At 58.8% G+C, this 23,377-nt stretch carries 27 protein-coding genes and 1 pseudogene; 16 read left to right on the top strand and 12 right to left on the bottom strand.

What is annotated here, in order from left to right:
• Nucleotide 1 precedes the first annotated feature (1 nt).
• From KB892_RS08780 to KB892_RS08720, 13 genes and pseudogenes are all read left to right on the top strand, one after another.
• Nucleotides 2–973: a hypothetical protein gene (locus KB892_RS08780; protein ID WP_094819107.1), complete on the top strand. Its 972-nt coding sequence runs from the start codon at nucleotides 2–4 to the stop codon at nucleotides 971–973.
• Between the two features lie 34 nt (nucleotides 974–1,007).
• A complete protein-coding gene (locus KB892_RS08775; protein WP_012542637.1) occupies nucleotides 1,008–1,178 on the top strand; it encodes a hypothetical protein in 171 nt (56 codons plus the stop codon).
• Complete coding sequence (locus tag KB892_RS08770) at nucleotides 1,175–1,333, top strand: hypothetical protein (RefSeq protein WP_158225006.1); 159 nt, start codon at nucleotides 1,175–1,177, stop codon at nucleotides 1,331–1,333. Before KB892_RS08775 ends, KB892_RS08770 begins: the two co-directional genes overlap by 4 nt.
• Complete coding sequence (locus KB892_RS08765) at nucleotides 1,330–1,983, top strand: ERF family protein (RefSeq protein WP_094819108.1); 654 nt, start codon at nucleotides 1,330–1,332, stop codon at nucleotides 1,981–1,983. Before KB892_RS08770 ends, KB892_RS08765 begins: the two co-directional genes overlap by 4 nt.
• Entirely contained in the window at nucleotides 1,967–2,257 is a 291-nt protein-coding gene (locus KB892_RS08760) for a hypothetical protein (RefSeq protein WP_064179354.1), read from the top strand. Before KB892_RS08765 ends, KB892_RS08760 begins: the two co-directional genes overlap by 17 nt.
• Nucleotides 2,254–2,559, top strand: a complete 306-nt coding sequence (locus KB892_RS08755) for a helix-turn-helix domain-containing protein (protein WP_024622733.1) — start codon at nucleotides 2,254–2,256, stop codon at nucleotides 2,557–2,559. Before KB892_RS08760 ends, KB892_RS08755 begins: the two co-directional genes overlap by 4 nt.
• Nucleotides 2,556–3,083, top strand: a complete 528-nt coding sequence (locus KB892_RS08750; protein WP_094819109.1) for a phage N-6-adenine-methyltransferase — start codon at nucleotides 2,556–2,558, stop codon at nucleotides 3,081–3,083. The genes KB892_RS08755 and KB892_RS08750 overlap by 4 nt, the downstream gene beginning before the upstream one ends.
• Nucleotides 3,080–3,850: a dcm methylase gene (locus KB892_RS08745; RefSeq protein ID WP_094819110.1), complete on the top strand. Its 771-nt coding sequence runs from the start codon at nucleotides 3,080–3,082 to the stop codon at nucleotides 3,848–3,850. Before KB892_RS08750 ends, KB892_RS08745 begins: the two co-directional genes overlap by 4 nt.
• Nucleotides 3,847–4,065: a hypothetical protein gene (locus KB892_RS08740; protein ID WP_004151314.1), complete on the top strand. Its 219-nt coding sequence runs from the start codon at nucleotides 3,847–3,849 to the stop codon at nucleotides 4,063–4,065. Before KB892_RS08745 ends, KB892_RS08740 begins: the two co-directional genes overlap by 4 nt.
• Before the next feature lies 1 nt (nucleotide 4,066).
• Nucleotides 4,067–4,282: a TraR/DksA family transcriptional regulator gene (locus KB892_RS08735; protein ID WP_094819111.1), complete on the top strand. Its 216-nt coding sequence runs from the start codon at nucleotides 4,067–4,069 to the stop codon at nucleotides 4,280–4,282.
• A 158-nt stretch (nucleotides 4,283–4,440) separates the two neighbouring features.
• Nucleotides 4,441–4,683, top strand: coding sequence for an excisionase family protein (xisR, locus tag KB892_RS08730; RefSeq protein WP_019725112.1), 243 nt, complete (start codon nucleotides 4,441–4,443; stop codon nucleotides 4,681–4,683).
• A gap of 47 nt (nucleotides 4,684–4,730) precedes the next feature.
• Nucleotides 4,731–5,993 (top strand): tyrosine-type recombinase/integrase, encoded by a 1,263-nt coding sequence (locus KB892_RS08725; RefSeq protein WP_135712846.1) that lies wholly within the window; start codon nucleotides 4,731–4,733, stop codon nucleotides 5,991–5,993.
• 29 nt (nucleotides 5,994–6,022) lie between these two features.
• Nucleotides 6,023–6,259: pseudogene (locus KB892_RS08720) on the top strand (LysR substrate-binding domain-containing protein); the annotation flags it as partial.
• Here the strand turns inward: KB892_RS08720 and KB892_RS08715 are convergent.
• The 3 genes from KB892_RS08715 to KB892_RS08705 form a co-directional block, all read right to left on the bottom strand.
• Entirely contained in the window at nucleotides 6,234–7,043 is an 810-nt protein-coding gene (locus tag KB892_RS08715) for a substrate-binding domain-containing protein (RefSeq protein ID WP_004899032.1), read from the bottom strand. The pseudogene KB892_RS08720 and the gene KB892_RS08715 sit on opposite strands and share 26 nt — an antisense overlap.
• Nucleotides 7,044–7,054: 11 nt before the next feature.
• The gene (locus tag KB892_RS08710; RefSeq protein ID WP_004175494.1) at nucleotides 7,055–8,350 is read right to left on the bottom strand and encodes an MFS transporter; all 1,296 of its coding nucleotides are present in this window, start codon (nucleotides 8,348–8,350) and stop codon (nucleotides 7,055–7,057) included.
• 303 nt (nucleotides 8,351–8,653) lie between these two features.
• Complete coding sequence (locus KB892_RS08705) at nucleotides 8,654–9,580, bottom strand: LysR family transcriptional regulator (RefSeq protein WP_004189341.1); 927 nt, start codon at nucleotides 9,578–9,580, stop codon at nucleotides 8,654–8,656.
• Nucleotides 9,581–9,678: 98 nt separating this feature from the next.
• On the opposite strand from KB892_RS08705, the gene KB892_RS08700 reads away from it, so the two are divergent.
• On the top strand, nucleotides 9,679–10,155 hold the full coding sequence (locus KB892_RS08700; protein ID WP_004189338.1) for a GNAT family N-acetyltransferase: 477 nt from the start codon (nucleotides 9,679–9,681) through the stop codon (nucleotides 10,153–10,155).
• 49 nt (nucleotides 10,156–10,204) lie between these two features.
• Here the strand turns inward: KB892_RS08700 and pckA are convergent, their stop codons facing one another.
• The gene (gene pckA, locus KB892_RS08695; protein ID WP_004148802.1) at nucleotides 10,205–11,848 is read right to left on the bottom strand and encodes a phosphoenolpyruvate carboxykinase (ATP); all 1,644 of its coding nucleotides are present in this window, start codon (nucleotides 11,846–11,848) and stop codon (nucleotides 10,205–10,207) included.
• Between the two features lie 283 nt (nucleotides 11,849–12,131).
• Between pckA and KB892_RS08690 the strand changes: the two genes are divergently transcribed.
• Nucleotides 12,132–13,025, top strand: coding sequence for a LysR substrate-binding domain-containing protein (locus tag KB892_RS08690; RefSeq protein WP_072353982.1), 894 nt, complete (start codon nucleotides 12,132–12,134; stop codon nucleotides 13,023–13,025).
• A gap of 5 nt (nucleotides 13,026–13,030) precedes the next feature.
• Here the strand turns inward: KB892_RS08690 and KB892_RS08685 are convergent, their stop codons facing one another.
• The 5 genes from KB892_RS08685 to KB892_RS08665 form a co-directional block, all read right to left on the bottom strand.
• A complete protein-coding gene (locus KB892_RS08685) occupies nucleotides 13,031–13,750 on the bottom strand; it encodes an ABC transporter ATP-binding protein (RefSeq protein WP_004175491.1) in 720 nt (239 codons plus the stop codon).
• Nucleotides 13,747–14,622: an ABC transporter ATP-binding protein gene (locus KB892_RS08680; protein ID WP_004148803.1), complete on the bottom strand. Its 876-nt coding sequence runs from the start codon at nucleotides 14,620–14,622 to the stop codon at nucleotides 13,747–13,749. Before KB892_RS08680 ends, KB892_RS08685 begins: the two co-directional genes overlap by 4 nt.
• Nucleotides 14,619–15,905, bottom strand: coding sequence for a high-affinity branched-chain amino acid ABC transporter permease LivM (gene livM, locus KB892_RS08675; protein ID WP_004148804.1), 1,287 nt, complete (start codon nucleotides 15,903–15,905; stop codon nucleotides 14,619–14,621). The genes KB892_RS08680 and livM overlap by 4 nt, the downstream gene beginning before the upstream one ends.
• 9 nt (nucleotides 15,906–15,914) lie before the next feature.
• Nucleotides 15,915–16,829, bottom strand: coding sequence for an ABC transporter permease subunit (locus KB892_RS08670; protein ID WP_004175489.1), 915 nt, complete (start codon nucleotides 16,827–16,829; stop codon nucleotides 15,915–15,917).
• 109 nt (nucleotides 16,830–16,938) lie between these two features.
• Nucleotides 16,939–17,997, bottom strand: coding sequence for a branched-chain amino acid ABC transporter substrate-binding protein (locus KB892_RS08665; RefSeq protein WP_160463744.1), 1,059 nt, complete (start codon nucleotides 17,995–17,997; stop codon nucleotides 16,939–16,941).
• A 289-nt stretch (nucleotides 17,998–18,286) separates the two neighbouring features.
• On the opposite strand from KB892_RS08665, the gene KB892_RS08660 reads away from it, so the two are divergent.
• Nucleotides 18,287–18,433 carry a hypothetical protein gene (locus KB892_RS08660; RefSeq protein ID WP_004225356.1) on the top strand — a complete coding sequence of 49 codons (147 nt, stop codon included), beginning with the start codon at nucleotides 18,287–18,289 and terminating at the stop codon, nucleotides 18,431–18,433.
• A gap of 51 nt (nucleotides 18,434–18,484) precedes the next feature.
• Here KB892_RS08660 and pflB read toward each other — a convergent pair whose 3' ends face one another.
• From pflB to tdcC, 3 genes are read right to left on the bottom strand one after another with little or no spacing between them, the layout of a single operon-like run.
• A complete protein-coding gene (pflB, locus tag KB892_RS08655) occupies nucleotides 18,485–20,779 on the bottom strand; it encodes a formate C-acetyltransferase (protein ID WP_062955027.1) in 2,295 nt (764 codons plus the stop codon).
• A gap of 28 nt (nucleotides 20,780–20,807) precedes the next feature.
• Nucleotides 20,808–22,016: a propionate kinase gene (gene tdcD, locus KB892_RS08650; RefSeq protein ID WP_002910759.1), complete on the bottom strand. Its 1,209-nt coding sequence runs from the start codon at nucleotides 22,014–22,016 to the stop codon at nucleotides 20,808–20,810.
• 27 nt (nucleotides 22,017–22,043) lie between these two features.
• On the bottom strand, nucleotides 22,044–23,375 hold the full coding sequence (gene tdcC, locus KB892_RS08645) for a threonine/serine transporter TdcC (protein ID WP_004145486.1): 1,332 nt from the start codon (nucleotides 23,373–23,375) through the stop codon (nucleotides 22,044–22,046).
• Nucleotides 23,376–23,377 lie beyond the last annotated feature (2 nt).

Genomic DNA, 23,377 nt, shown 5'->3' with positions numbered 1-23,377 from the left:
CATGAGCGAAATAATGGATTTAACCGTCATCGAAATAAAACCAGAACAGGCGCCGACCCTGTACCGGGCTGGCGGTCTTGACGCTTACCTGGAGCAGATTCGCCAGGCCGTGAACGAGGTTCCGGACCTGACCACCAAGAAAGGTCGTGATCGTGTCGCTTCTCTCGCGGCGCAGGTATCACGCAGCAAGACGGCAATCGAAAAGCCGGGGCGCGAGTACCTGAAGCGCCTTAAAGAGGCTGTGCGCCCTGCTGAGGCGGAAATTAAGCGGTTCGTTGACGCATGTGACGAGCTGCGCGATGCGACACGTAAGCCGTTGACCGAATGGGAAGCCGAGCAGGAGCGCATTAAGGCCGAAGAAGCCATGAACGCACTGCATGCCGAAGCACTGGCCATGAATGAAGAGTTCGATCGGCAGCTGGCTGCTCGGATTGAGTCTGACCACGAAATGGCTCTGCTGATGAATGACGCTTTCGACCGTGAGCAGGCTGAGAAGAAAGCAGAAGCCGAACGCCAGCGCATTGCCCGCGAAGAAGAGATTAAGCGCCTGGCAGAAGAGAAAGCGAAGCGTGAAGCGGCAGAACAGGCGCAGCGTGAAATTGACGCCGCAGCCGCCAGAGAGCGCGAAGCGATTTTGGCCAAAGAGCGAGCCGAACGTGAGCAGAGAGAAGCAGCTGAGCGTGCGGAGCGTGAAAAGCAGGCCGCTGTTGAAGCAGAGCGCCGCAAAGCACAGGAAGAAGCCGATCGCATCCGCCGCGAGGCAGAGCAACGCGAACATGCCCGCCTGGCTGAGGAGAAACGTAAAGCCGATGAGCAGGCGCGCCGCGAAGCCGACGTTAAGCACCGCAAGGCCGTAGGTGTCGAGGTTGTTAAGGCCCTGATGGCCAATACCAGCCTTACCCGGGATCAGGCTATCGAGGTGCTCACCGCGGTTAAAGACGGCCGCATTCCCCATACCGGTATCAGTTACTGAGGTGCTTATGAACATCAAATGTGAATGCACAGACATGCGCACATCTGTAGGCCCGCATAACACGTTAACCGTCGAACTGGAAGACGTGGTGCTTTCGGGGACGGTTAACAGTCGTGAAGTCCTCATGCAGCTGGATTGGGATGTGGTGATCGAATGTCTGGCGGAGCATGGCTACGTCATTACACATCGGGAGAAAGCAGCATGAGCGCGGCGGAAAAATGGAATGACGACGAATTCATTCAGCTGATGAGCGATGCGATCGGCGAACGTGATTTCGACCATGACGAACCAGTAAACCTTTCTGCTGAACGGCAGAATCCGGTGATCAGCTGGGATGAATTCGCGGGGAATTTTCAATGACGGATAAAAAAGTATACGCCGCTATCAGCGCTGTGGCCGGAGAGCTGGCAGAGAAAGGCATCAGCAAGGCCAGAAAACAGGGCAGCCAGGTCAACTACGCATTCCGTGGGATCGATGACGTTTACAACGCTCTGGCCCCTGCTCTGGTGAAGCACAAGTTACTGATCCTCCCGCGGTGTACTGAGCGGTCATGCTGTGAACGAACCAGCAAAAATGGTGGCGCGTTGTTTTATGTAACCGTCCGGGCTGAGTTCGATTTTGTCAGCACGGAGGACGGCAGCACTCATACCGTCGTCACCTACGGCGAGGCGATGGACAGCGGCGATAAAGCAACGAACAAAGCCATGTCGATTGCGTACAAATATGCAGCTTTTCAGGCGTTCTGCATCCCTACAGAAGAGACGACTGTGGACCCTGACTATGAGGCTCACCAGGTAAGGTCAGCAGACGCAGATCAGATTCTCGCTGATTTCACTGCTTACGCAGGCTCAGAGAACGATCCGAAGGCCCTCCAGGATAACTACGGAAAAGCATGGAACAGCCTTCATGGCTTCCCTGAGCATCAGACGAAGTGCAGGGACGTTACCGGCATCCGCCTGAGAGAACTGAAACAAGCCGCAAGTGGTGGCAGCCATGAAAGTCACAGCTGAGTCAATCCTGTCCATCCTGCGCAAGGACGCGCGGAACAACATTACGGTATTTCATCGCTGGCAGACCGCAGCGGGCGCCCTTGGGCACAACGCAGGGATAACCCTGAATGTTCATGAACCTTATTACGCCGGGTGGGCGCCAGCACTTGAGATGAAAGAAGTGTTCATCTCGGCGCCTGAACTGGAAATGGTTAAGCCATTCCTGGCCGTCGAGCGCTGGGGAAACGGGACGCTTGGCGGAGAAATTTACCGGTTACCACGGGAGGCCCAATGAATAAGCAGAGTATCACACCAGAGCAATTCCGCGCCGTCGCCGGAACCATGCCTGCCTGTCGCGCAGCGGATGCGCTGGGGATTAGCCAGGCGAACTTTTACCGTCTGGCACAGAGCTATTCCATCAGCACAGCGTTTGTCTACAAGCCATGGAAGCCAGAAGAGAAGCAGATCGTCGCTGAAATGCGCGCTGCAGGCGAGTCGCATAAAAGCATCGCCATGAAGATGGGCCGCAGCGTTGCATCGGTATCCAGGACTTTAAGCCGCATGAGAAAGGCAGGCACGAAAAGAGGTGCGCAATGACTGATTACGGCGGATCGAAAACTCCAAAAAATGAACGTGACTACTGGCAAACGCCGATTGAAATTTTCAACGCGCTCGACCGCGAGTTTGGCTTCTGGCTGGATGCTGCAGCCTCTGAGAGTAACGCGCTATGCGCTCACTATCTCACTGAGCTGGATGACTCGCTGAACAGCGAATGGACGTCATACGGGGCGATATGGTGTAACCCGCCCTATTCCGATATTTGGCCGTGGGTGGAAAAAGCTGCTGAACAATCCCGGGCGCAGTCTCAGGTCGTAGTGATGTTGCTACCAGCTGACATCTCTACTGGCTGGTTTATTTCAGCCATGCAATCAGCTGATGAACTCAGGCTGATAACCGGCGGCCGTGTTCAGTTTGTTCCGGCATCTGTTACAGGAAAGCGTCAGAGCAACCCCAAAGGCTCGCTCCTGTTTATCTGGCGCCCGTACATCACCCCGCGACACATCATCACGACCGTATCGCTGGCTGAGTTAAAGCGGATCGGGAATCTGGAGGCAGCATGAGCAGAGGAACCATTATCTGTCTGTGCGATATCACTGGCGTCATGGCTGAGCCATGGGTCGATGCAGGTTATCGCGCCGTCCTGGTGGACCCGCAACACCATGAAACTTCGATCGACGGTCCTGTTGAGCGCATATCAGCAACCATCCTTGAGGCGATGCCGCGGCTATCTCAGATCATCCGCTCTGAGAACGTCGTCATCGTCATCGGCTTCCCACCATGCACGGACGTGGCTGTTTCCGGGTCCCGCTGGTTCGAGTCCAAGCGCGCCAAAGACCCGCATTTCCAAGGAAAGGCCGCGCTGGTCGCTGAGCAATGCCGGATGGTTGGCTTGGCGGCCGGCTGCCCGTGGGCATTCGAAAACCCGGTGAGCGTGTTCAGTAGTATCTTCGGCTCGGCCGATTACACGTTCCATCCGTACCAGTTCACTGGGCTGTGCGCAGATGACAACTACACGAAGCAGACATGCCTCTGGACGGGTAACGGCTTCAAGGCGCCGGCAGAGAATATGCACCCGATGGTTGAAGCGGCTATCGACGCCGTAAAGCTGGCCTGCGGCCGCATGGTGCCGAAGAAAAAGGCGATCGAGGCCATATCCGGAACGTCCTTTGCCGGATTGGTGACTGACTGGTATCCGGACAACCGAATTCACGAATGTCCGCCCAGCGACGAGCGTGCCAACATTCGCAGTGCTACTCCCCTGGGATTTGCAAAGGCCGTTTTCCTTTCGAATGCACCCCACCTCAATAAGAAACGGGAGGAAGCATGACGCCAGAAGAAAAGAAAAATGCGCTCAGAAGCATCGCACGCAGGGCCAACGATGAGGTTAAGGCACAACGGCGGTCATCTCCCGCTTTAAGTTGCGACGAGATATCACGACCGATCCTCAACGGATGCATGCCGCTGATAAAGCAGCTTGGGTTAACGCCAAGCCATCTCTATGTGGAGATAGGTATTTTGAACGGATATATAAAGGAGCGCTGACATGCCAGAAATCATCGATCAGGCCAACGAGCTGGCAGAGCGCCGGCTGGAAATGACCATCCAGAACATGCGCATCAACCATAACGCAGTTTCAGCTACTCACTGCCGCGACTGCGGGGAAGAGATAGCGGATCGGCGCCGGGAACTGGTGGCGGGATGCCAGCGCTGTGCTGATTGCCAAGAAGAGTTTGAAGAACGTGGTAAGCACCTGAGGTGATGTATGTGGGTAATGATGAAGCTTAAACGTACTGGTCAGGAGATGTATTTCCAGTGTTACGACAGCAGGGAAACGGCTGAAATGGCAATTAAGGTTATGAACGCCGTCGCCAGCAGCTGGGAATTCTATATCAGTAAAGAGTGCAGCAGAGGTGATGCATGCAGACAATAATCCAGGTAGAGACAAATGATTGGGTTTCAGAAGACCTGTTGATGGCGGTTACAGGCTTGAAGCGCGGCACCATTACGCGTGCTCGTAAATTATCCTGGCTGCTGGGGCGAGAGTACAAGCATATTTCTTCTGACGGGGATCCAAAGCCCCATTGCGAATTTATGTACAACAGAAAAGCGGTAGATGCCTGGATTTATGCCATGAAACAGCCAGGGGTAGTGATCGATTAGCATGAAACAGGTAATCTTTCACTGCTCCTGGACGTCGGGAGGGAACAATGAGTAAAGAATCATACCCAACGGGCGTTGAGAACCACGGAAAATCACTCCGCATATGGTTCATTTTTAAAGGTAAGCGTGTCAGGGAAAATCTCGGCGTCCCTGACACCGCTAAAAACAGGAAGGTGGCCGGGGAACTGCGAACGTCAGTTTGTTTCGCTATCCGCATGGGGACCTTTGACTATGCGGCGCAATTCCCCAATTCGCCAAACCTGAAAACTTTCGGCATCTGCAAGAAAGATATCACCGTGAAATTTCTGTCTGAAAAATGGCTGGAGCTGAAACGGATGGAGATCTGCGCTAATGCCATAAACCGGTATGAATCGGTTGTAAGGAATATGCTGCTGAGGATTGGTGGAAACAAGCTTGCTTCATCCGTGAACAGGGAAGATCTGTTGTATGTCAGGAAAGATATGTTGTCGGCGGGATCGGTGAAGAACGGTTTGAGCGTGGCGACAGCAAACTATTACATGACCACCATGGCGGGCATGTTTCAGTTTGCCGCTGATAATGGTTATATCCGGGAAAACCCATTTAACGGAATCAGGCCGCTTAAAAGGGCCAGGATAGAACCTGATCCACTCACTCGTGACGAATTTATTCGTTTCATAGATGCCTGCCCGCATCAGCAAACGAAAAACCTGTGGTCCGTTGCGGTTTACACAGGATTACGCCACGGTGAGTTGGTCTCCCTTGCATGGGAAGACATAGATCTGAAAGCTGGAACGATGACCATACGCCGAAATTATACGAAACTCGGTGATTTCACTCCACCAAAAACCGAAGCCGGCACCGACAGGGTCGTGCATCTGATCAAACCAGCCATTGACGCTTTGAGGAACCAGGCGGAAATGACCAGACTGGGAAAGCAGTATCAGATTGAGGTACAACTACGGGAGTATGGCCGAACGGCTATTCATGACTGTACATTTGTGTTCAATCCTCAGCTGGTCAGAAAAAGCAGTAACGTTGGTTATCATTACAAGGTTGATTCAATTGGTGACTCATGGGAGGCGGCGCTGAAACGAGCTGGTTTAAGGCATCGCAAAGCATATCAGTCCAGACACACTTATGCCTGCTGGTCACTGTCAGCCGGGGCCAACCCCAGCTTCATTGCGAGCCAGATGGGGCACACAAGCGCCCAAATGGTTTTCAATGTCTACGGCGCCTGGATGGCCGACAGTAACAGCGATCAGATTGCTATGTTGAACCAGAAATTATCGGACTTTGCCCCATCCATGCCCCAATGCATAGTTATTTGAGAACAATAAGCTTATATATCAACAAGGTAATTAATGACTCTCGTCATATCACCACGATGCTGGGGATGGTGGAAGCGGGCATCGGCATTGCCGCCGTGCCCGCGATGTCGATGCCCGCCGGGGAGCATTCCGTTCTCCGCGCTGTGCCGCTCACCGACCCGGTGGTCACGCGTACGGTAGGCCTGATCCGCCTCAGCGGCCGTATTCAGTCCTACGTGGCGGCAGAGCTGGAGAAGCTGATTATTGAACAGTATCCTTCTGGCTGACCGGCGCGGCGGCGGCTACGCTTCGCATACCGGTGGCGTGGATGGTCTCCTGCGCCGCCGGTGACGCCAGATACGTCAGCAGCGCCTTGCCTTCCTGCGGGTGGTCGGCGCTGATGGTCACCGCCCCGGCAAAGCGGGTGATGTACTGCAGGTTATCCGGCAGTTCGCCGACGAAGGTTACGCCGGGCACCGGCAGCAGTTCGCTCACCTGCTGAAAACCGATCGCATACCGTCCCTTGGCCACTTCCGAGGCCACCGGAATGCGCTCCACCATCTGCGCTTTACTCTGCATCGCGTCATCAATGCCCAGGGTGTGGAACAGCGTCGAGCTGACATAGCGTCCGCTGGCGCTGTCGGAGTACGCGACCGATGGCGCCGCCAGCAGCGTCGCCCGCAGCTGGTCTGCGCTGTGGATAGCCGGCAGCGGCGCCCCCGCCTTCACCACCACGCCGATCGGCGAGTCGGCCAGCTCCCGGCGCGAATCCGGTTGCGTACGGCCCGCTTTCTCGAGGCTGGTCAGCGCGTCCCCGACCATGATCACCACGTCCGCGTGTTCGCCGCGCGCCAGACGGTTAGGGATCGCCTGCGGCGTTTTTCCCATCGACGGGCCAGGGATCACCACGAGGTGGTTGCCGGTTTGTTTTTCCCACGCCGGGGCCAGCTTTTCCAGCGCCGCTTTGAAGCCGCCGGAGATCATCACGGTGACCTCAGCGGACAGCGCGCTGCCGCCGGTGGCGGCCAGCAGCAGCGTGGCTAGCAGGGTTCCTGTCGTTTTACGCATCATCTTCTCCCTGATTAACGTGCCGTCTGCAGCGCAACGGCGCTACGGCGATAGAGGTAGCAAGTGGCCAGCAGGCCGCAGATGGCGGCAAAGCTCATCCAGTAGCCGGGAGACGCTTTATCACCGGTATACTCAATCAGCGCCGTGGAAATCACCGGCGTGAAGCCGCCAAACACCGCGGTCGCCAGGCTGTAGGCCAGCGAGAAACCTGCCACGCGCACTTCGGCGGGCATAATTTCGGTCAGCGCCGGGATCATCGCCCCGTTGTACATGCCGTAGATAAACGACAGCCACAGCAGCACGCTCAGCATCATCAAAAAGCTCGGGGCGTTCGCCAGCATGGTCAGCGCAGGCCAGGCGGTAGCCAGCGCCAGCAGGGTCATGGCGATCAGCACCGACCGGCGGCCAAAGCGGTCGGACAGCGCCCCGCCCACCGGCAGCCAGAAGAAGTTGGAAATCGCCACCAGCAGCGTGACCAGCAGGCTGTCAGAGGCGCTGAGCATCAGCACCTTTTTACCAAAGGTCGGGGCATAGACGGTGATCAGGTAGAACGCGGTGGTGGTCATCGCCACCATCATCATCCCGGCGATAACCACCTGCCAGTTCGCCAGCAGGGTGGCGAATACCTGGCGCATCGCCAGATGATGGCGGCGGGCAGTAAACTCCTGGGTCTCCTCCAGCTTACGGCGCAGGATAAAAATGAACGGAACAATCAGGCAGCCGAAAAGGAACGGAATACGCCAGCCCCAGTCGCTGATAGCGCTCGGCTCCAGTACCGCGTTGAGGGCAAAGCCCATCGCGGCTGCCACCATGATGGCAACCTGCTGACTGCCCGACTGCCAGCTGGTGTAAAAGCCTTTGCGGCCCGGGGTGGCGATCTCGGCCAGATAGACCGACACCCCGCCCAGCTCGGCGCCGGCGGAAAAGCCCTGCAGCAGACGGCCGATCAGCACCAGCAGCGGCGCCCACAGGCCAATGGTCTGATAAGAGGGGATCAGCACGATCAGGAAAGTGCCGGTGGCCATGATCGACAGGGTGACGATCAGCCCCTTGCGCCGCCCCACCTTGTCGATATAGGCGCCAAGTACGATAGCGCCGATGGGGCGCATCAAAAAGCCGGCGCCAAAGACTGCGAAGGTCATCATCAGCGAGGCGAATTCACTGCTCGCCGGAAAAAAGGTATGGGCGATGTAGGTGGCATAAAACCCGAACAGGAAAAAGTCGAACTGTTCGAGAAAGTTACCGGACGTGACGCGCAGAATGGCGCCGATCCGGTCACGGGTACTCATCTGTGAGGTTGTTGAATGCATGCAGGTCTCCAGTTTGTTATCCACGCGTTGTCGCGCGCCTGTCGCTGAAGACTGAAACAGAACCGGGAACGAAATAAGCGTAATAAACGCATCCACTAATGCATTTTACGCATGAATAACATTTAACTAATTAACATTACTTTTACATACAATCATTTAACACACGCCGTCCTAACCACGCCGCGGGTGACGGCGAAAAAGTCAGTTTTCCGTTTTGTGACCGGGGCCAGGATATGTCGCCGTGGGTTGAAGGCATAAAACCTGGCCTGGGGTAACGAAATACCCTGCCGGCTGGAAAGCGCGTCAGGAAGCGGTGGACCCCGCCACCAGCGTCTGCAACAGGGAGATAAGCCAGCGGGTAGCCTCGCGTTTCCCGCTGCGTTGGTGGGCGTAAATCTTGACGTCAAACGGCGGAACCGGAAACGGCAGCGGGAAAATGGTCAGCCGGGCGGCGCGGGCCATCGTCTCCGCCGCCCGCCGGGGCAGCGCCATCAACAGGTCGCTCTGCTCAATAATAAAGGGCGCGCTCAGCATCGAGGGGGTTTTCATCGCCACCTGCCGCGAATAGCCCTGTCGCTCCAGCTCACAGTCCAGCACCCCCTGCCGCTCATTCCACGGGGTCACCACCAGATGACGGGCCGCAAGGTAGGCGTCCAGGGTCAGCGCCGTCCGGTTGGCCTGGCTGATGACCACATATTCGTCCCGCAGCCAGTTAATCTCCTCAAGATCGGGATGGGCTGGCTCGTCAGGGGTATTGAACCCGAGGGCCAGGTCGACCTCGCCCGCCAGCAGCTCGGTCAGCGCCGGGCTGTGGGGCAGATAACGGAGCTCAAACCGCAGCCCGGGCGCCTCACGCTGCAGGTGATGCATCAGCGTCGGAAAGACGCAGAACGCGGTGAAATCGGTGATCGCAATCTGCATGCAGTCGGTGCTGGCGGCCGGCACAAACGCCGCCGGCGGCGTCAGCTCCTGGTTGAGAAACTTCAGCGCCGAAGCGATAGAGGGCGCCAGCTGGCTGGCATAGACGCTGGGGCACATCCGGTGGCCTTCGCGGTAGAACAGCGGATCGTTGAGGGCGCTGCGCAGCCGGGAAAGCGCATGGCTCAGCGCCGAGGTGCTCATCGCCAGCTCTTCCGCCGCCAGGCGTACCGAGCGGGAGCGATAGACCGCGTCAAAGACCGGCAACAGGTTGAGGTCAATCCGGCGCAGGACAGGATGCATAATATTCATCGTTTGCTGATTTCATTGCACTTAATTCTTTTCACAATACCGCTTATCCTCAGGGTCAGCAATTTTGCTCTCTTTTGACTATGGATACAGGACAACCCATGAGCATCACAATCCGCCAGGCCACCCCGGACGACGCCACCGCTATCTACGACATGATTTATGAACTCGCGGTCTACGAGAAAGCCCCCCAAGAGGTAGTGACGACGCCAGAGGAGATCAGAGAGACGCTGTTTGCCAGCGGCAGCAAAACCGAAGCGCTGATCTGCGAGGTGGCGGGCAAAGCGGTGGGCTACGCGGTGTTCTTCACCAGCTACTCCACCTGGCTTGGACGCAATGGTATCTATATGGAGGATCTGTACGTCACCCCCGACTATCGCGGGATCGGCGCCGGAAAAGCGCTGCTGAAAACCATCGCGCAATATGCTGTACAACGTCAGTGCGGGCGTCTGGAGTGGAGCGTGCTCGACTGGAACCAGCCGGCGATTGATTTCTATCTGAGCATTGGCGCGCAGCCGCAGGATGAGTGGGTGCGTTATCGCCTCACTGGCGATGCGCTGCGGGCCTTTGCGGAGTAAAGCGGCTCGCCAGCAGGTCGGCGCCAGGCGTCGACCTGCTGGCCGCGGATCAGGCTTCGACCGCGCTCTTCTGCAACTGCGGACCGGCCAGCGCCAGACGCGCGCCCGCTTCGGTATCGCTGTACTGCTTGAAGTTATCCATAAACAGCTGAGCCAGGCTCTCGGCCTTCTCCTGCCATTTATCCGCTGAACTCCAGCCATTACGCGGATCCAGCACCGCGCTGTCTACCCCTGGAATGCTCTGCGGGATCGCAAGACCGAACACCGGGATGGTCTCCTCGCGCAGCGGGCCGGTAGTGCCGTTGAGGATCGCGCTAATGATGCTGCGGGTATCGCGCAGCGACAGGCGTTTGCCCTCGCCGTTCCAGCCGGTGTTGACCAGCCAGGCTTCGGCACCGGATTCCGCCATCTTCGCCGCCAGGACGCTGGCGTACTGGGTCGGGTGAAGCAGCAGGAACGCCGCGCCATAGCAGGCGGAGAAGGTCGGCGTCGGCTGGGTAATGCCGCGCTCGGTGCCCGCCAGCTTCGAGGTGAAACCCGACAGGAAATGGTACTGCATCTGCTCGGTGGTCAGACGGGAGACCGGCGGCAGAACGCCAAACGCATCGGCGGCAAGGAAAATCACCTTCGACGGATGGCCCGCGCGGGACACCGGCTTGACGATATTGTCGATATGCGACAGCGGATAGGAGACGCGGGTGTTTTCGGTTTTGCTGCCGTCGGCATAATCCACGCTGCCGTCAGCGCGCACCACCACGTTTTCCAGCAGCGCATTGCGGCGGATGGCGCCATAAATCTCCGGCTCCGCCTGCGGATCGAGATTGATGGTCTTAGCGTAGCAGCCGCCTTCGAAGTTAAACACGCCGTCATCGTCCCAACCGTGCTCGTCATCGCCAATCAGCTGACGATGCGGATCGGTCGACAGGGTGGTTTTCCCGGTCCCGGAGAGGCCGAAGAACAGCGCCACGTCCCCTGCTTCGCCACGGTTGGCCGAGCAGTGCATCGACGCGATGCCTTTCTGCGGCAGCAGGTAGTTCATGACCGAGAACAGCCCTTTCTTCATTTCGCCGCCGTACCAGGTACCGCCGATGAGCTGAATACGCTCGCTGAGATTAAAGGCGACAAAGTTCTCGGAGTTCATCCCCTGCGCCTGCCAGTTGGCATTGGTGCAGCCCGCGCCGTTGAGCACCACGAAGTCTGGCGTAAAGCTGGCCAGCTCGTCGGCGCTTGGCACGATAAACATGTTTTTGACAAAGTGGGCCTGCCACGCCACCTCGGTGACGAAGCGTACGCCAAGACGGGTGTCCGGGCTGGCGCCGCACCAGGCGTCGATGACGTACAGTTTTTTGCCGCTCAGCTGGCCCGCGACCAGGCTTTTCAGGCTGCGCCACACGTCTGGCGATAACGGCTTATTGTCATTACGGCCGAGGCCGGAGTCTGCCCACCAGACGGTGTCGCGAGTCTGTTCGTCGCGGACGATGTATTTATCGCGCGGCGAACGGCCGGTGAAGATCCCGGTATCAACAGCCACAGCGCCAGAGTCGGTCATCACGCCGCGGGCCGCGCCGGTCAGCTCAGGAGAGGTTTCATGTGCAATAAGCAAATCGTAATCAGGGTTGTAAAAGAATTCGCCGCTTGCATTAATCCCCAGCTCCTGCAGAGCCATTTTTACTGATTCAATTTGTTGTGACATGGAACTCCTGACAAACTATTTAAGGTAAGAGGCCTGGGTTATTCATTGCTTTCGTCATCGTCGCCGGCTATTTAATAAGATAAGTCCTGGACAATGAAATAAAGCAATAAATAACCGTGAGTCGCGATTTCATATCGTGCTCATGTAGGGTCGCCGATATGCATTCATAAATCTCAACTTTCCAAAAAATGTTAACACCTGTCGATAATTATGTTAATTGCATAGTTTCTATGCGCTATGCTAAAATTGCATAGCCTTTATTGCGTTTTTGAGGACTGGATCGGTGTTGGCAAATCTGGAAGTAAAATGGCTGTATGATGTGATTGCCCTTGAGGAGTCGCGCAGCTTTACCCTGGCGGCCAAAGCCCGCAACATCTCTCAGTCTTCGTTCAGTCGACGCATCCAGTCGCTGGAGGCTTCCCTCGGATTCAGCATCTTCGATAGTAGCGCCAACCCTCTGCAGCTGACCAACCGCGGGAAAATTTTTGTCGGCTATGCGCGAAATATGCTCGATGACATGGATTTTCAGATCAGCCGTATTAAAGGCTTAAATAACACTACCCAGAAAATAAGAATCGACGCCGCCCCTTCGCTGTCGGTGTTATTACTGCCGGAGATCATCGCCGGTTACACCGACCGTAAAAATAAGACTTTTCATGTTGAATCGATTAACGTCAACGACGCCGTATTTAACCTGAAAGAGGGAAAAAGCGATTTTATCCTCTCCTTCTATAATGAAGAATTAATGAACTATCCGTTTATTAATCATAAAATTTTTGATTCTTACCTGCACCTGGTCTCCCCCTGCGACGAACATGGCCGCCCGCTGTTTCATTTACATCGCGGCGTGCTGCCGCTGATGAAATACGCCAACGACAGCTATATGGGGCGCCAGGTGAACCAGGTGATCGACCGCACGCCGGAGATCACCTTCTCTCTCACCTTTGTTTCTTCCATGAGCGAGCTGCTCAAGCGCATGATCCTCAATGGCGACGGCGTGGGCTGGCTGCCGCAATACTCTATTCAGCGCGAGCTGGACGAAGGCCGGCTGACGATCCTCGATGAGAGCCTGTCGCTGCCGATCGGCGCCTGGCTCTACCGCTCCGGCTCGCGGCTTAACCAGGCCGCCGAACGTTTCTGGCAGCACATTAAAACCCGTAACGAACCGCGGGAATAACCCCCTCAGCCGCTGATCCCCAGATATGCCTTACGCACCTCCGGGTCGTTGAGCAGCGTCTGGCCGCTACCGCTCAGGCGGATCTGGCCGTTCACCATCACGTAGGCGCGGTCCGACAGGTTGAGGGCATGGCGGGCATTCTGCTCCACCAGAAACAGCGTCATCCCCTGAGCCGTCAGCTCGCGCAGGATCTGAAAAATCTGCTTCACCACCAGCGGCGCCAGCCCCAGGCTCGGCTCATCCAGCAGCAGCAGGCGCGGTCGGCTCATCAGCGCCCGGGCGATGGCCAGCATCTGCTGCTCGCCGCCGGAGAGGGTCATCGCCCGCTGTCCCCGCCGCTCTTCCAGCCGGGGGAACAGCTGGTACATTCGCGCCTTGTCCTCGGCCTGATAGCGGTTGCCAATGGCAATGGTCCCCATTAGCAGATTTTCCTCGACGGTCATATCGGGAAAGATGCGCCGCCCTTCCGGGGCCTGGGCGATGCCGTTGCTGGCGATAAAGTGGGTCGACTTCCGGCTGATCGCCTCCCCGCGATAGAAAATCTCCCCGCCGGCAATGCGCGGCTGGCCGAAGACCGACATCAGCAGCGTTGATTTACCGGCGCCGTTGGCGCCGATCAGCGCCACCGTCTCCCCCTCGTTGACGGTGAGGGAGACCTGCTTCAGGGCCTGGATCGGCCCGTAGAAGACATCCACCTCATTAAAGGCAAGCAAAGGCTGGCTCATCGGCGCGTCTCCTCTTCCTCAGCGCCAAGATAGGCGGCAATCACACTGGCGTTGGCCTGGATCGCCTGCGGCGCGCCGCGGGCGATGACGTCCCCGTGATCGAGGACGATGATATGATCCGAAATCTCCATCACCATCCCCATATCATGCTCGATCAGTAGCACCGTAATGCCGTGCTGCTGGCGCAGAAAGCGAATAATCCGGCTCAGCGCCTGGGTTTCCACCGGGTTGAGGCCGGCGGCCGGCTCGTCCAGACAGATCATCTCCGGACGGGTGCACATGGCGCGGGCGATCTCCAGCCGCCGCTGCTGTCCGTAGGAGAGGGTCCCCGCCAGACGGTTGGCGCAGTCCACCATCTCCACCACCTCCAGCCAGTAAAAAGCGCGATCCAGCGCCTGACTCTCCGCCTGCCGATACCCACGGGTATTGAGGATCCCGGCCAGCAGATGGCGGTTGACCTGGGTATGCTGGGCCACCAGCAGGTTCTCGATCACCGACATCTCGCGGAATAAACGTATATTCTGGAAGGTGCGCGCCAGGCCAGCGCGGTTCACCAGATGGGTGCCACCGAACATCTTGTAATAGATCCGCCTCCCCAGCTGCGCCGGGTGGAGAAAATCGTCCGGGTGAAGCTTCTGCCCCAGCACCTGAATAACATCGGTGACCTTTTCCCGCGCCCGCAGCACGATACTGCCCCCCGTCGCCCGATAAAAACCGGTCAGGCAGTTAAACACCGTGGTCTTGCCCGCGCCGTTGGGGCCGATCAGGGCGGTGATCGACCCCCGCTCCACCTCCAGATTGACATCATTCAGCGCTTTGATGCCGCCGAAATGCATCATCAGATGCTCAACGCGTAAGATGCTGTCGGTCATGGCGCGACTCCTTTTCGCAACGCAACCCCGCTGCGGCTGGTGCGCACCAGGCCGCGCGGCCGCCAGATCATCATCATCACCATCAGCACGCCGAACAGCAGCACCCGATATTCGTCAAAACCGCGCAGCAGTTCCGGGGTGACCGTCAGAACAAACGCCGCCAGTACCACTCCCAGGGTGGAGCCCATTCCCCCGAGCACCACAATCGCCAGGATCAGCGCCGACTCAAAAAAGGTGAACGACGTCGGGTTAACAAACCCCTGATAGCTGGCGAAGAACACCCCGGCGATCCCGGCCGTCGACGCGCCGAGCATAAACGCCGAGAGCTTCACCAGCACGTGATTGAGCCCCATCGCCCGACAGGCGATCTCATCCTCTCGCAGCGCCTCCCAGGCGCGGCCGATGGGCATCCGCGTCAGGCGATGCTTCACCAGCAGCACCAGCATCACCACCAGGCACAGCACGGCGTAGAGAAAGATGAATTTCAGGTTGGGGTTGTAGCTGACGTGGAAAAACTCATGGATGGGGATGCCGCCGTCCTTGGCCCGGCGGGTAAACTCGAGGCCAAACAGCGTGGGGGATGGCACCGGTACGCCGTTAGGGCCGCCGGTGAAGCTCACCCAGTTGTTAAGCACCAGGCGGATAATTTCGCCAAAGCCGAGGGTGACGATGGCCAGATAGTCGCCATGCATACGCAGCACCGGAAAGCCCAGCAACGCCCCGGCGAGAGCCGCCATCACCGCCCCCAGCGGCAGCATCGCCCAGAAGCCAAGTCCCAGGTACTGGTAGCCCAGCGCCAGGCCGTAGGCGCCGATGGCGTAAAACGCCACATAGCCCAGATCGAGCAGGCCCGCGAGGCCCACCACAATATTCAACCCCAGGCCAAGCAGAACGTAGATCAGCCCAAGAATGGCCACGGTCAGCAGATATTTTGTGGCGAGAAACGGAAAGACAATGGCCAGCCCCACCAGCAGCGGTATTATCCAGCGCAGCCGCGAGCGGTAGCCCGGCGGCCGGACGTACACCCCGTCATCCGCCCCCTCAAAGCGGGCAATAAAGGCTTTTCCCCTGTGGCTCTGCAGCAGCAGACTGAGCGCCAGCCTGCCGGCCATCACCACCGCCACCAGAATCGCCACCCGCGCAGGCGCGAGGGTAAAACCATACCCTTTGAGCACCACGCCGACGATCGGGCCAAAGACAATTAACGCGCAAAGGCCGGCCAGTACGCTGTCGATCAGCGCGTTTTGGATAGCCCGCGCAGGCTGGCGCGTAATTTCACCCATAAAGCCTCCTTAGACCTTGGCCACCAGCGGACGTCCCAGCAGCCCCTGCGGGCGAAAAATCAGGATCGCCACCAGCAGCGCAAAGGAAAAGACATCTTTGTAATCCGAATTCACCAGCCCGGCGAACTGGGCTTCGGCCACCCCAAGCAGCAGACCACCCAGCATCGCGCCAGGCAGCGAGCCGATCCCGCCCAGCACCGCGGCGGTGAAGGCTTTGATGCCGATAATAAATCCGATATAGAAGTCGAAGGTGCCGTAGTTCATGGTCACCAGCACGCCGGCCAGACCGGCCATCGCCGCGCCGATGACAAACACCAGGGAGATCACCCGGTCGGTATTGATGCCAAGGATCGCCGCCATGCGCCGGTCCTGCTGGGTGGCGCGGCAGATGCGCCCCAGCCGGGTATACTGAATAATCCAGGTCAGGATAAGCATCCCCACCAGCGCCGCGACGAGAATAAACACCTTGGTCCAGGTGATCTGCACCACCCCATCGCCCACCGTCATGCGCAACGCGCCGCTAAGCAGCGTCGGGATCCCCTGCTGGTTCGGCCCCTGGCTCAGCTGGACATAGTTCTGCAGGATCAGCGACATCCCGATAGCCGAGATCAGCGGCGCCAGCCGCGTCGAGTTGCGCAGCGGCCGGTAGGCGATGCGCTCGATCGCCCAGCCGTATACGCCGGTGACCACGATGGTGAACACCAGGGTGGCGAAAATCAGCAGCGGAAAGGAGTGGATCCCGAAGAAAGAGAGCAGCGCCAGGCCGATGGCGCACAGGTAGGCGGAGACCATATACACCTCGCCGTGGGCGAAGTTGATCATGCCGATGATCCCATACACCATGGTGTAGCCGATGGCGATTAAGCCGTACACTGCGCCCAGCGTCAGCCCATTGATCAGTTGTTGCAGAAAAAACGCCGTCATAGCCCCTCCAGCCGCCAGGCAGACGGCCGCCGGGTTCCGTTCCCGGTCAACCGCCGTCATGTGACAATTCGCAAGTCAAAAGGACAGAGCGTCCTCAGGTCGTGGCCGATCAGAGCTGGTGATATTTGCCCTTGTCGCCCCACTGATAGACCACGTAGTCGGACACCTTGAGGTCGCCTTTGCCATCCCAAGCTTTCTTGCCCATCACCGTCTCGACGTCGTGGCTCTTCAGCCAGTCGCTGGCTTTGGCGTTATCGGTACCGACGGCGTTCCAGGCCGCGGCGATAGCCTGAATAGAGGCGTAGGCGTAGAGGGTATAACCTTCCGGCTCAAAGCCGCTGGCGCGGAACTTCTCGATCACCGCTTTGCCGTCCGGGAGGGTGCGCGGATCCTGACCAAAGGTCATCAGCACGCCGTTGGTGAACTGCGGCCCACCGGCGGCCGTGACCAGCTCCTCGGTGACGATACAGTCGCCGGAGAAGAATTTGGCCTGCACGCCCTGCTCGCGCATCTGGCGCACCAGCGGGCCCGCTTCCGGATGGCAGCCGCCAAAGTAGACCACGTCCGGCTTGAGGGCGCCGATCTTGGTCACCAGGGCGTTAAAGTCTTTTTCACCGCGGGAAAGGCCTTCGTACAACACTTCTTTGGTACCCCGCTTCGCCAGCGCCGCGCGGGTGGCATCGGCCAGCCCCTGACCATAGGTGTCTTTATCGTGGATGACGGCGATTTTCTTCGCCTTCAGCACGTCCAGCATATAGTTGGCGGCGATCGCCCCCTGCTGATCGTCACGACCACACATGCGGAAGAGATCTTTCATGCCGCGCTCGGTGATCTGCGGGTTGGTCGAGCCGGGGGTAATGGTCAGGATCCCGGCTTCGTCATATACCTCGGAGGCCGGCATCGTTGAGGAAGAGCAAAAGTGCCCCACCACGGCGGAGACTTTCGCTTCATCCACCAGCCGGTTGGCCACCGCCACCGCCTGCTTCGGTTCGCACGCGTCATCCCCCTGCACCAGCACAATCTTTTCGCCTTTGATGCCGCCGGCGGCATTGATATCGGCCACCGCCTGCGAGGCCCCCTTCCAGTACTGGGCGCCGTAGGTGGCGTTGGGGCCGGTAAAGGGCCCGGCGACGCCGATCTTCACGTCTGCCTGGGCGTAAAAGGCCATGCTCATACAACCTGCTATCACAACATGAAGCGTCATTGTTTTCAGTTTCAAAGACATTCGGATATTCCTCAGCGATGTAAAGCCTGGCGTCATGGAATGACGCAGAAAATATCACTTACCGTGTGGTGCCGACGTTGGCGCAGCGCCAGGACGGCCAGGGTGGAAGAAGCAAAAATCCCGCCAGGAAGGAGTGGAACACCGGAGAACAGTCGCCCCGGTCGGTACGCACGCGACGGCAACCCGTGCCGCATCCGGCAAGGGCGCATTCCCTTTCAGGTCAGGAGATCGGTTGCCATCACGTGGCGAGCCGGACAACGCGGTATCCGTACCGGCCCGTGAGCTAAACATAGATGCAGTTAGCGGTCGCTGCGCGCCGGCGTGGTGCAAAAATGCGAATATGATCAACAGTGGTGATTATTTTGTTGCGGTAATGTGAAGATGATAACAGGAGAGCCCATTAAAGGCTCTCCTGTGGCCCGGTGGCCGCTCAGAGTTGGCTGGTGAACGTTCGGGAGATCACATCCTGCTGCTGTTCGCGGGTCAGCGCGTTAAAGCGGACCGCATAGCCGGAGACGCGGATCGTCAGATTCGGATACTGCTCCGGGTGTTCTATCGCATCGAGCAGCTTTTCCCGGTTCAGCACATTGACGTTGAGATGCTGTCCCCCCTCCACCGTCTCCTCGTGGTGGAAGTAGCCGTCCAGCAGGCCCACCAGGTTGTTTTCCTGCGCTGACGGGGCTTTGCCGAGCGCCGCCGGCACGATGGAGAAGGTATACGAGATGCCATCTTTGGCGTAGGTAAACGGCAGTTTCGCCACCGAGGTCAGCGACGCCACCGCCCCTTTCCGGTCGCGACCATGCATCGGATTGGCCCCCGGAGCGAACGGCGTCCCCGCCCGACGTCCGTCCGGGGTGTTGCCGGTTTTCTGGCCGTATACCACGTTGGAGGTGATGGTCAGGATCGACTGGGTCGGCACCGCCTGACGCCAGGTGGGGAGCGCCTGAATTTTGCGCATAAAGCGCTCCACCAGGTCGCAGGCAATGGCATCGACCCGATCGTCGTTGTTGCCGTACTGCGGATAGTCGCCTTCAATGACAAAGTCCACCGCCAGCCCGTGGTGATCGCGCACCGGCTTCACCCGGGCGTACTTTATCGCCGACAACGAATCCGCCGCTACCGACAGGCCGGCGATGCCGCAGGCCATCGTGCGGTAGACGTCGCGGTCGTGCAGGGCCATCAGCGCCGCCTCGTAGCTGTACTTATCATGCATGCAATGGATGATGTTCAGCGCGCTGATGTACTGCACCGCCAGCCAGTCCATAAAGTGGTCGAGGCTGGCCATCACGGTGCCGTAGTCCAGCACCTCATCGCGCAACGGTGCGGTTTTCGGCCCCACCTGAATCTTCAGTTTCTCATCCACCCCGCCGTTAATCGCGTAGAGCAGCGTTTTGGCGAGATTGGCGCGGGCGCCGAAGAACTGCATCTGCTTGCCGATCACCATCGGGCTGACGCAGCAGGCGATGGCGTAGTCGTCGCTGTGAAAATCGCTGCGCATCAGATCGTCGTTCTCATACTGCAGCGACGAGGTGGCGATAGAGACCCGGGCGGCATATTTTTTAAACGCCGCCGGCAGCGCTTGCGACCAGAGCACGGTCAGGTTCGGCTCCGGCGCCGGGCCCATGGTGTGCAGAGTATGCAGATAGCGGAAGGTGGTTTTGCTGACCAGGGTGCGACCATCCAGCCCCATGCCGCCCAGCACCTCCGTCGCCCAGATGGGATCCCCGGAGAACAGCGAATCAAATTCCGGGGTGCGCAGGAAACGCACCATGCGGATCTTCATGATGAAGTGATCAATGAGCTCCTGGGCCTGCTCCTCATTCAATAAACCGGCGCGCAGATCGCGTTCGATATAGATGTCGAGGAAGGTGGCCGTGCGCCCCAGCGACATGGCGCCGCCGTTCTGCGACTTCACCGCCGCCAGGTAGGCGAAGTAGAGCCACTGCACCGCCTCCCGGGCAGTGCGCGCCGGGTGGGCGATATCGCAGCCGTAGCGGGCCGCCATCTCCTGCATCTGCAGCAGCGCGCGCCGCTGTTCGGCCAGCTCTTCGCGCAGGCGCAGGGTGGCCTCCAGCGCCTCGCCGCGCTCAAGGGCCGGCTGCAGGTCGGCAAACTGCAGCTCACGTTCGCGGACCAGGTAGCGAATGCCGTACAGCGCCACGCGTCGGTAATCGCCGATGATCCGTCCGCGGCCATAGCCGTCCGGTAGCCCGGTCAGCACCCCGGATTTGCGGCAGCGCAGCATATCCGGGGAATAGACGTCAAAAACGCCCTGATTGTGGGTCTTACGCAGCGCCGTAAACTGATACTCAAAGTCAGGATCCATTTCGCGACCATAGGCCTCGAAGGCGCTTTTGATCATCTTGATGCCGCCAAAAGGATGCAGGGCGCGCTTCAGCGGCTGGTCCGTTTGCAGGCCGACGATCTTTTCCAGCGGCTGGTTGATATAGCCCGCCGCGTGGGCGGTGATGGAGGTGGCGACATTGGTGTCGAAATCCACCGGCGCATGGGTGGCGTTCTCGACGCGGATCCCGGCCATCACCTGCTCCCAGAGGGCGGTGGTCGCTGGCGTCGCGTTAGCGAGGAAAGACTCATCGCCCTCGTAAGGGGTGTAGTTATGCTGAATAAAGTCGCGAACGTCGATCTGCGTTTGCCACGCCGTACCGCGAAAGCCCTGCCAGGCGTCGGCGTATCGTACATCCTGGGTATCGATATCTACTTTCATGAACATCGTCTCTCTACAGAATAAAAAGTCAGGCCAGTGCCGCCGCGGTGTGGATCCGGCCTAAGCGGATCGCATCGAGGGCAATCATGCGCTCTTCATTGGTAGGAATAACCGCGCAGCGCACCCGGCTGCCGTCGGCGGAGATCAGGCGCTCGCCGGCCGAATTGGGCTGCTGATTGCGGGCGGCGTCCATCGCAAGGCCAAAGACCGCCAGCCGCTCGCTCACCAGCCGACGGATCAGCACCGAGTTCTCGCCAATCCCGCCGGTGAAAATAATGCCGTCGAGACGCTGCAGCGCCGCGGCGTGGCCGGCAATATGGCGGGCGATACGATGGACAAAGGTTTTAATCGCCAGGCGGGCGCGGGCATGGCCCTCATGCCACGCCTGCTCCAGCACCCGCAGGTCGGAGGAAAGACCGGAGATCCCCAGCAGGCCGGAGGCGGTGTTGGCTACCCGCTCCAGGTCGCTGAGGGTCTGCCGGGTTTCCCCGGCAATCCACGCCATGGCGCCGAAGTCGACATCACCGCTGCGGGTGCCCATCATCAGCCCCTCCAGCGGCGTCATCCCCATCGAGGTGTCCACGCTGCGGCCGTTACGCACCGCGCAGATCGAGGCGCCATTGCCCAGGTGGGCGATCACCAGGCCGCTCTCCTGCTCCGGCAACCCGAGCAGCGCCAGGGCGCGCTGGGACACATAGCGGTGCGAGGTGCCGTGGAAACCGTAGCGGCGTACCCCGAGATTCTGGTAATACTCCCACGGCAGACCATAGAGAAAAGCTTCCGGGGCCAGGGTCTGGTGAAAGCTGGTATCAAAGACCGCCACCTGCATCACCTCCGGGAACAGCCGCTGCGCCGAGGCGATGCCGCTGAGACTGGCGTAGTTATGCAGCGGGGCCAGGGACGATACCTGGCGAATGTTATTGATAACCTCCTCGCTAATAATGACCGACTCGGTGAACAGGTCGCCGCCGTGGGCGACGCGGTGGCCAATCAGGGCCACGCTGTCGATGAGGTCGCGTTGGGCTAATGCCCCGGCAATCGCCTGCAGGGCGCCTTCGTAGCCGCGCTGCGCCAGCGCCACCGGCTCGCCGCCGTTGAGCGAGAGAGACGCCCGTTCCGCGTTGATGCCCTCGGCCACGCCGTTGAGCAGGCAGTCGCAGCTGGCGGCGTCCAGGACGGAAAATTTGATTGACGACGAGCCGCAGTTAATCACCAGTACTACCGGAAATTCAGTCATGTTGTACTCCGCGTGGCCTGAGCTGGATTAGAACAGTTTGTAAGCAATGTTGAGGATGGTCAGCAGACCGATAGCGGTCACAAAGAGGTTGTCGAGACGGCCACGGTATTTGGCCAGCGAAGGCGCTTTACGAATGGCGTACATCGGCAGCAGGCACAGCAGCGAGGCGATAATCGGCGCGCCCATGGCCTCAATCAGGTCGAGGATATTGGGGTTGGCATACGCCACCACCCAGGTCGAGCCCATGATGAACACCATGCTCAGGGTATTGAGCTTGCCGCTGGAGACCCGGGTTTTATCCCCTTTATAGCCAAAGCGCAGGATCAGACCGTTCAGCCCTTCGAGCGTGCCGAGATAGTGGCCGAAAAACGATTTGAAGATGGCCACCAGGGCGATGATCGACGCGCCATACTCCAGCAGGGTGGCAAAGGTGGATTTGGTGCCCGACATCGAGGCAAAGTGGTTCGCCAGATAGGAGAGCACCGGGATATTCTGCGCCTTGGCGTCCGCCATGTTCTGCGGTGAGAGGGTAAACAGGCAGCTGAAGGCGAAGAACATCACCACCGCCACCATCAGCATGCTGGCCCGGGAGATGATCTGTGAGCATTTGCGTTCGGTATACTCGCGGCCAAACTGCGCTTCATACTCTTCGCGTTTGGAGACCACAAACGAGGAGACGATCGGCGAGAAGTTGAAGGAGAACACCATGATGGAGATGCCCAGCCATACCGTCACCAGAATGCCGTCGTGACCGGTTAAGGCGATATCGCTGAGGTTGACCTGGTCAATCACCGCGCTATTCCAGTAGGGGATCAGGGACAGGGAGATCACCACCAGGCTGGCGATAAACGGCCACACCAGATAGCTCATCACCTTGACCATCAGGTCTTTACCAAACCAGATGACAAACGCCATCAGCAGCAGCAGGAGCAGCGCCACCACCCCGCGGTTGAGAGCCGGCATCTGCAGCTGGTTCTCCCAGAAAGTCATAAAGGTATTGGTGATTGTGACGCCATAAATCCACAGCAGTGGGCAGATGGCGAAGAAGTACAGAAAGGTGATCACCACCCCGCCGGTTTTGCCAAAATGCTCTTCCACCGTTTCGGTGATATTGCCGGAGGGGTTAGCCCCCGACAGGCATAGCCGGGCCAGCGCCCGATGGCAATAAAAGGCGATGGGATAGGCCAGCACCAGCATCACCAGGATCGGGATCAGCCCGCCGAAGCCGGCGCGGATCGGGAAAAACAGCACCCCGGCGCCGATAGCGGTGCCAAACAGGCCCAGGGTCCAGGTGGTGTCAGATTTACGCCAGGACGAAAGGCTTGTCTGGCTGGATGCAATGCTCTCAGTCGTACTCATAT

This window comes from Klebsiella sp. P1927, from assembly GCF_018204675.1.
Classification (GTDB): Bacteria; Pseudomonadota; Gammaproteobacteria; order Enterobacterales; family Enterobacteriaceae; genus Klebsiella; species Klebsiella pneumoniae.
Note: the sequence above shows the minus strand (reverse complement) of the source record. Positions and strands in the feature narration are given on the sequence as shown.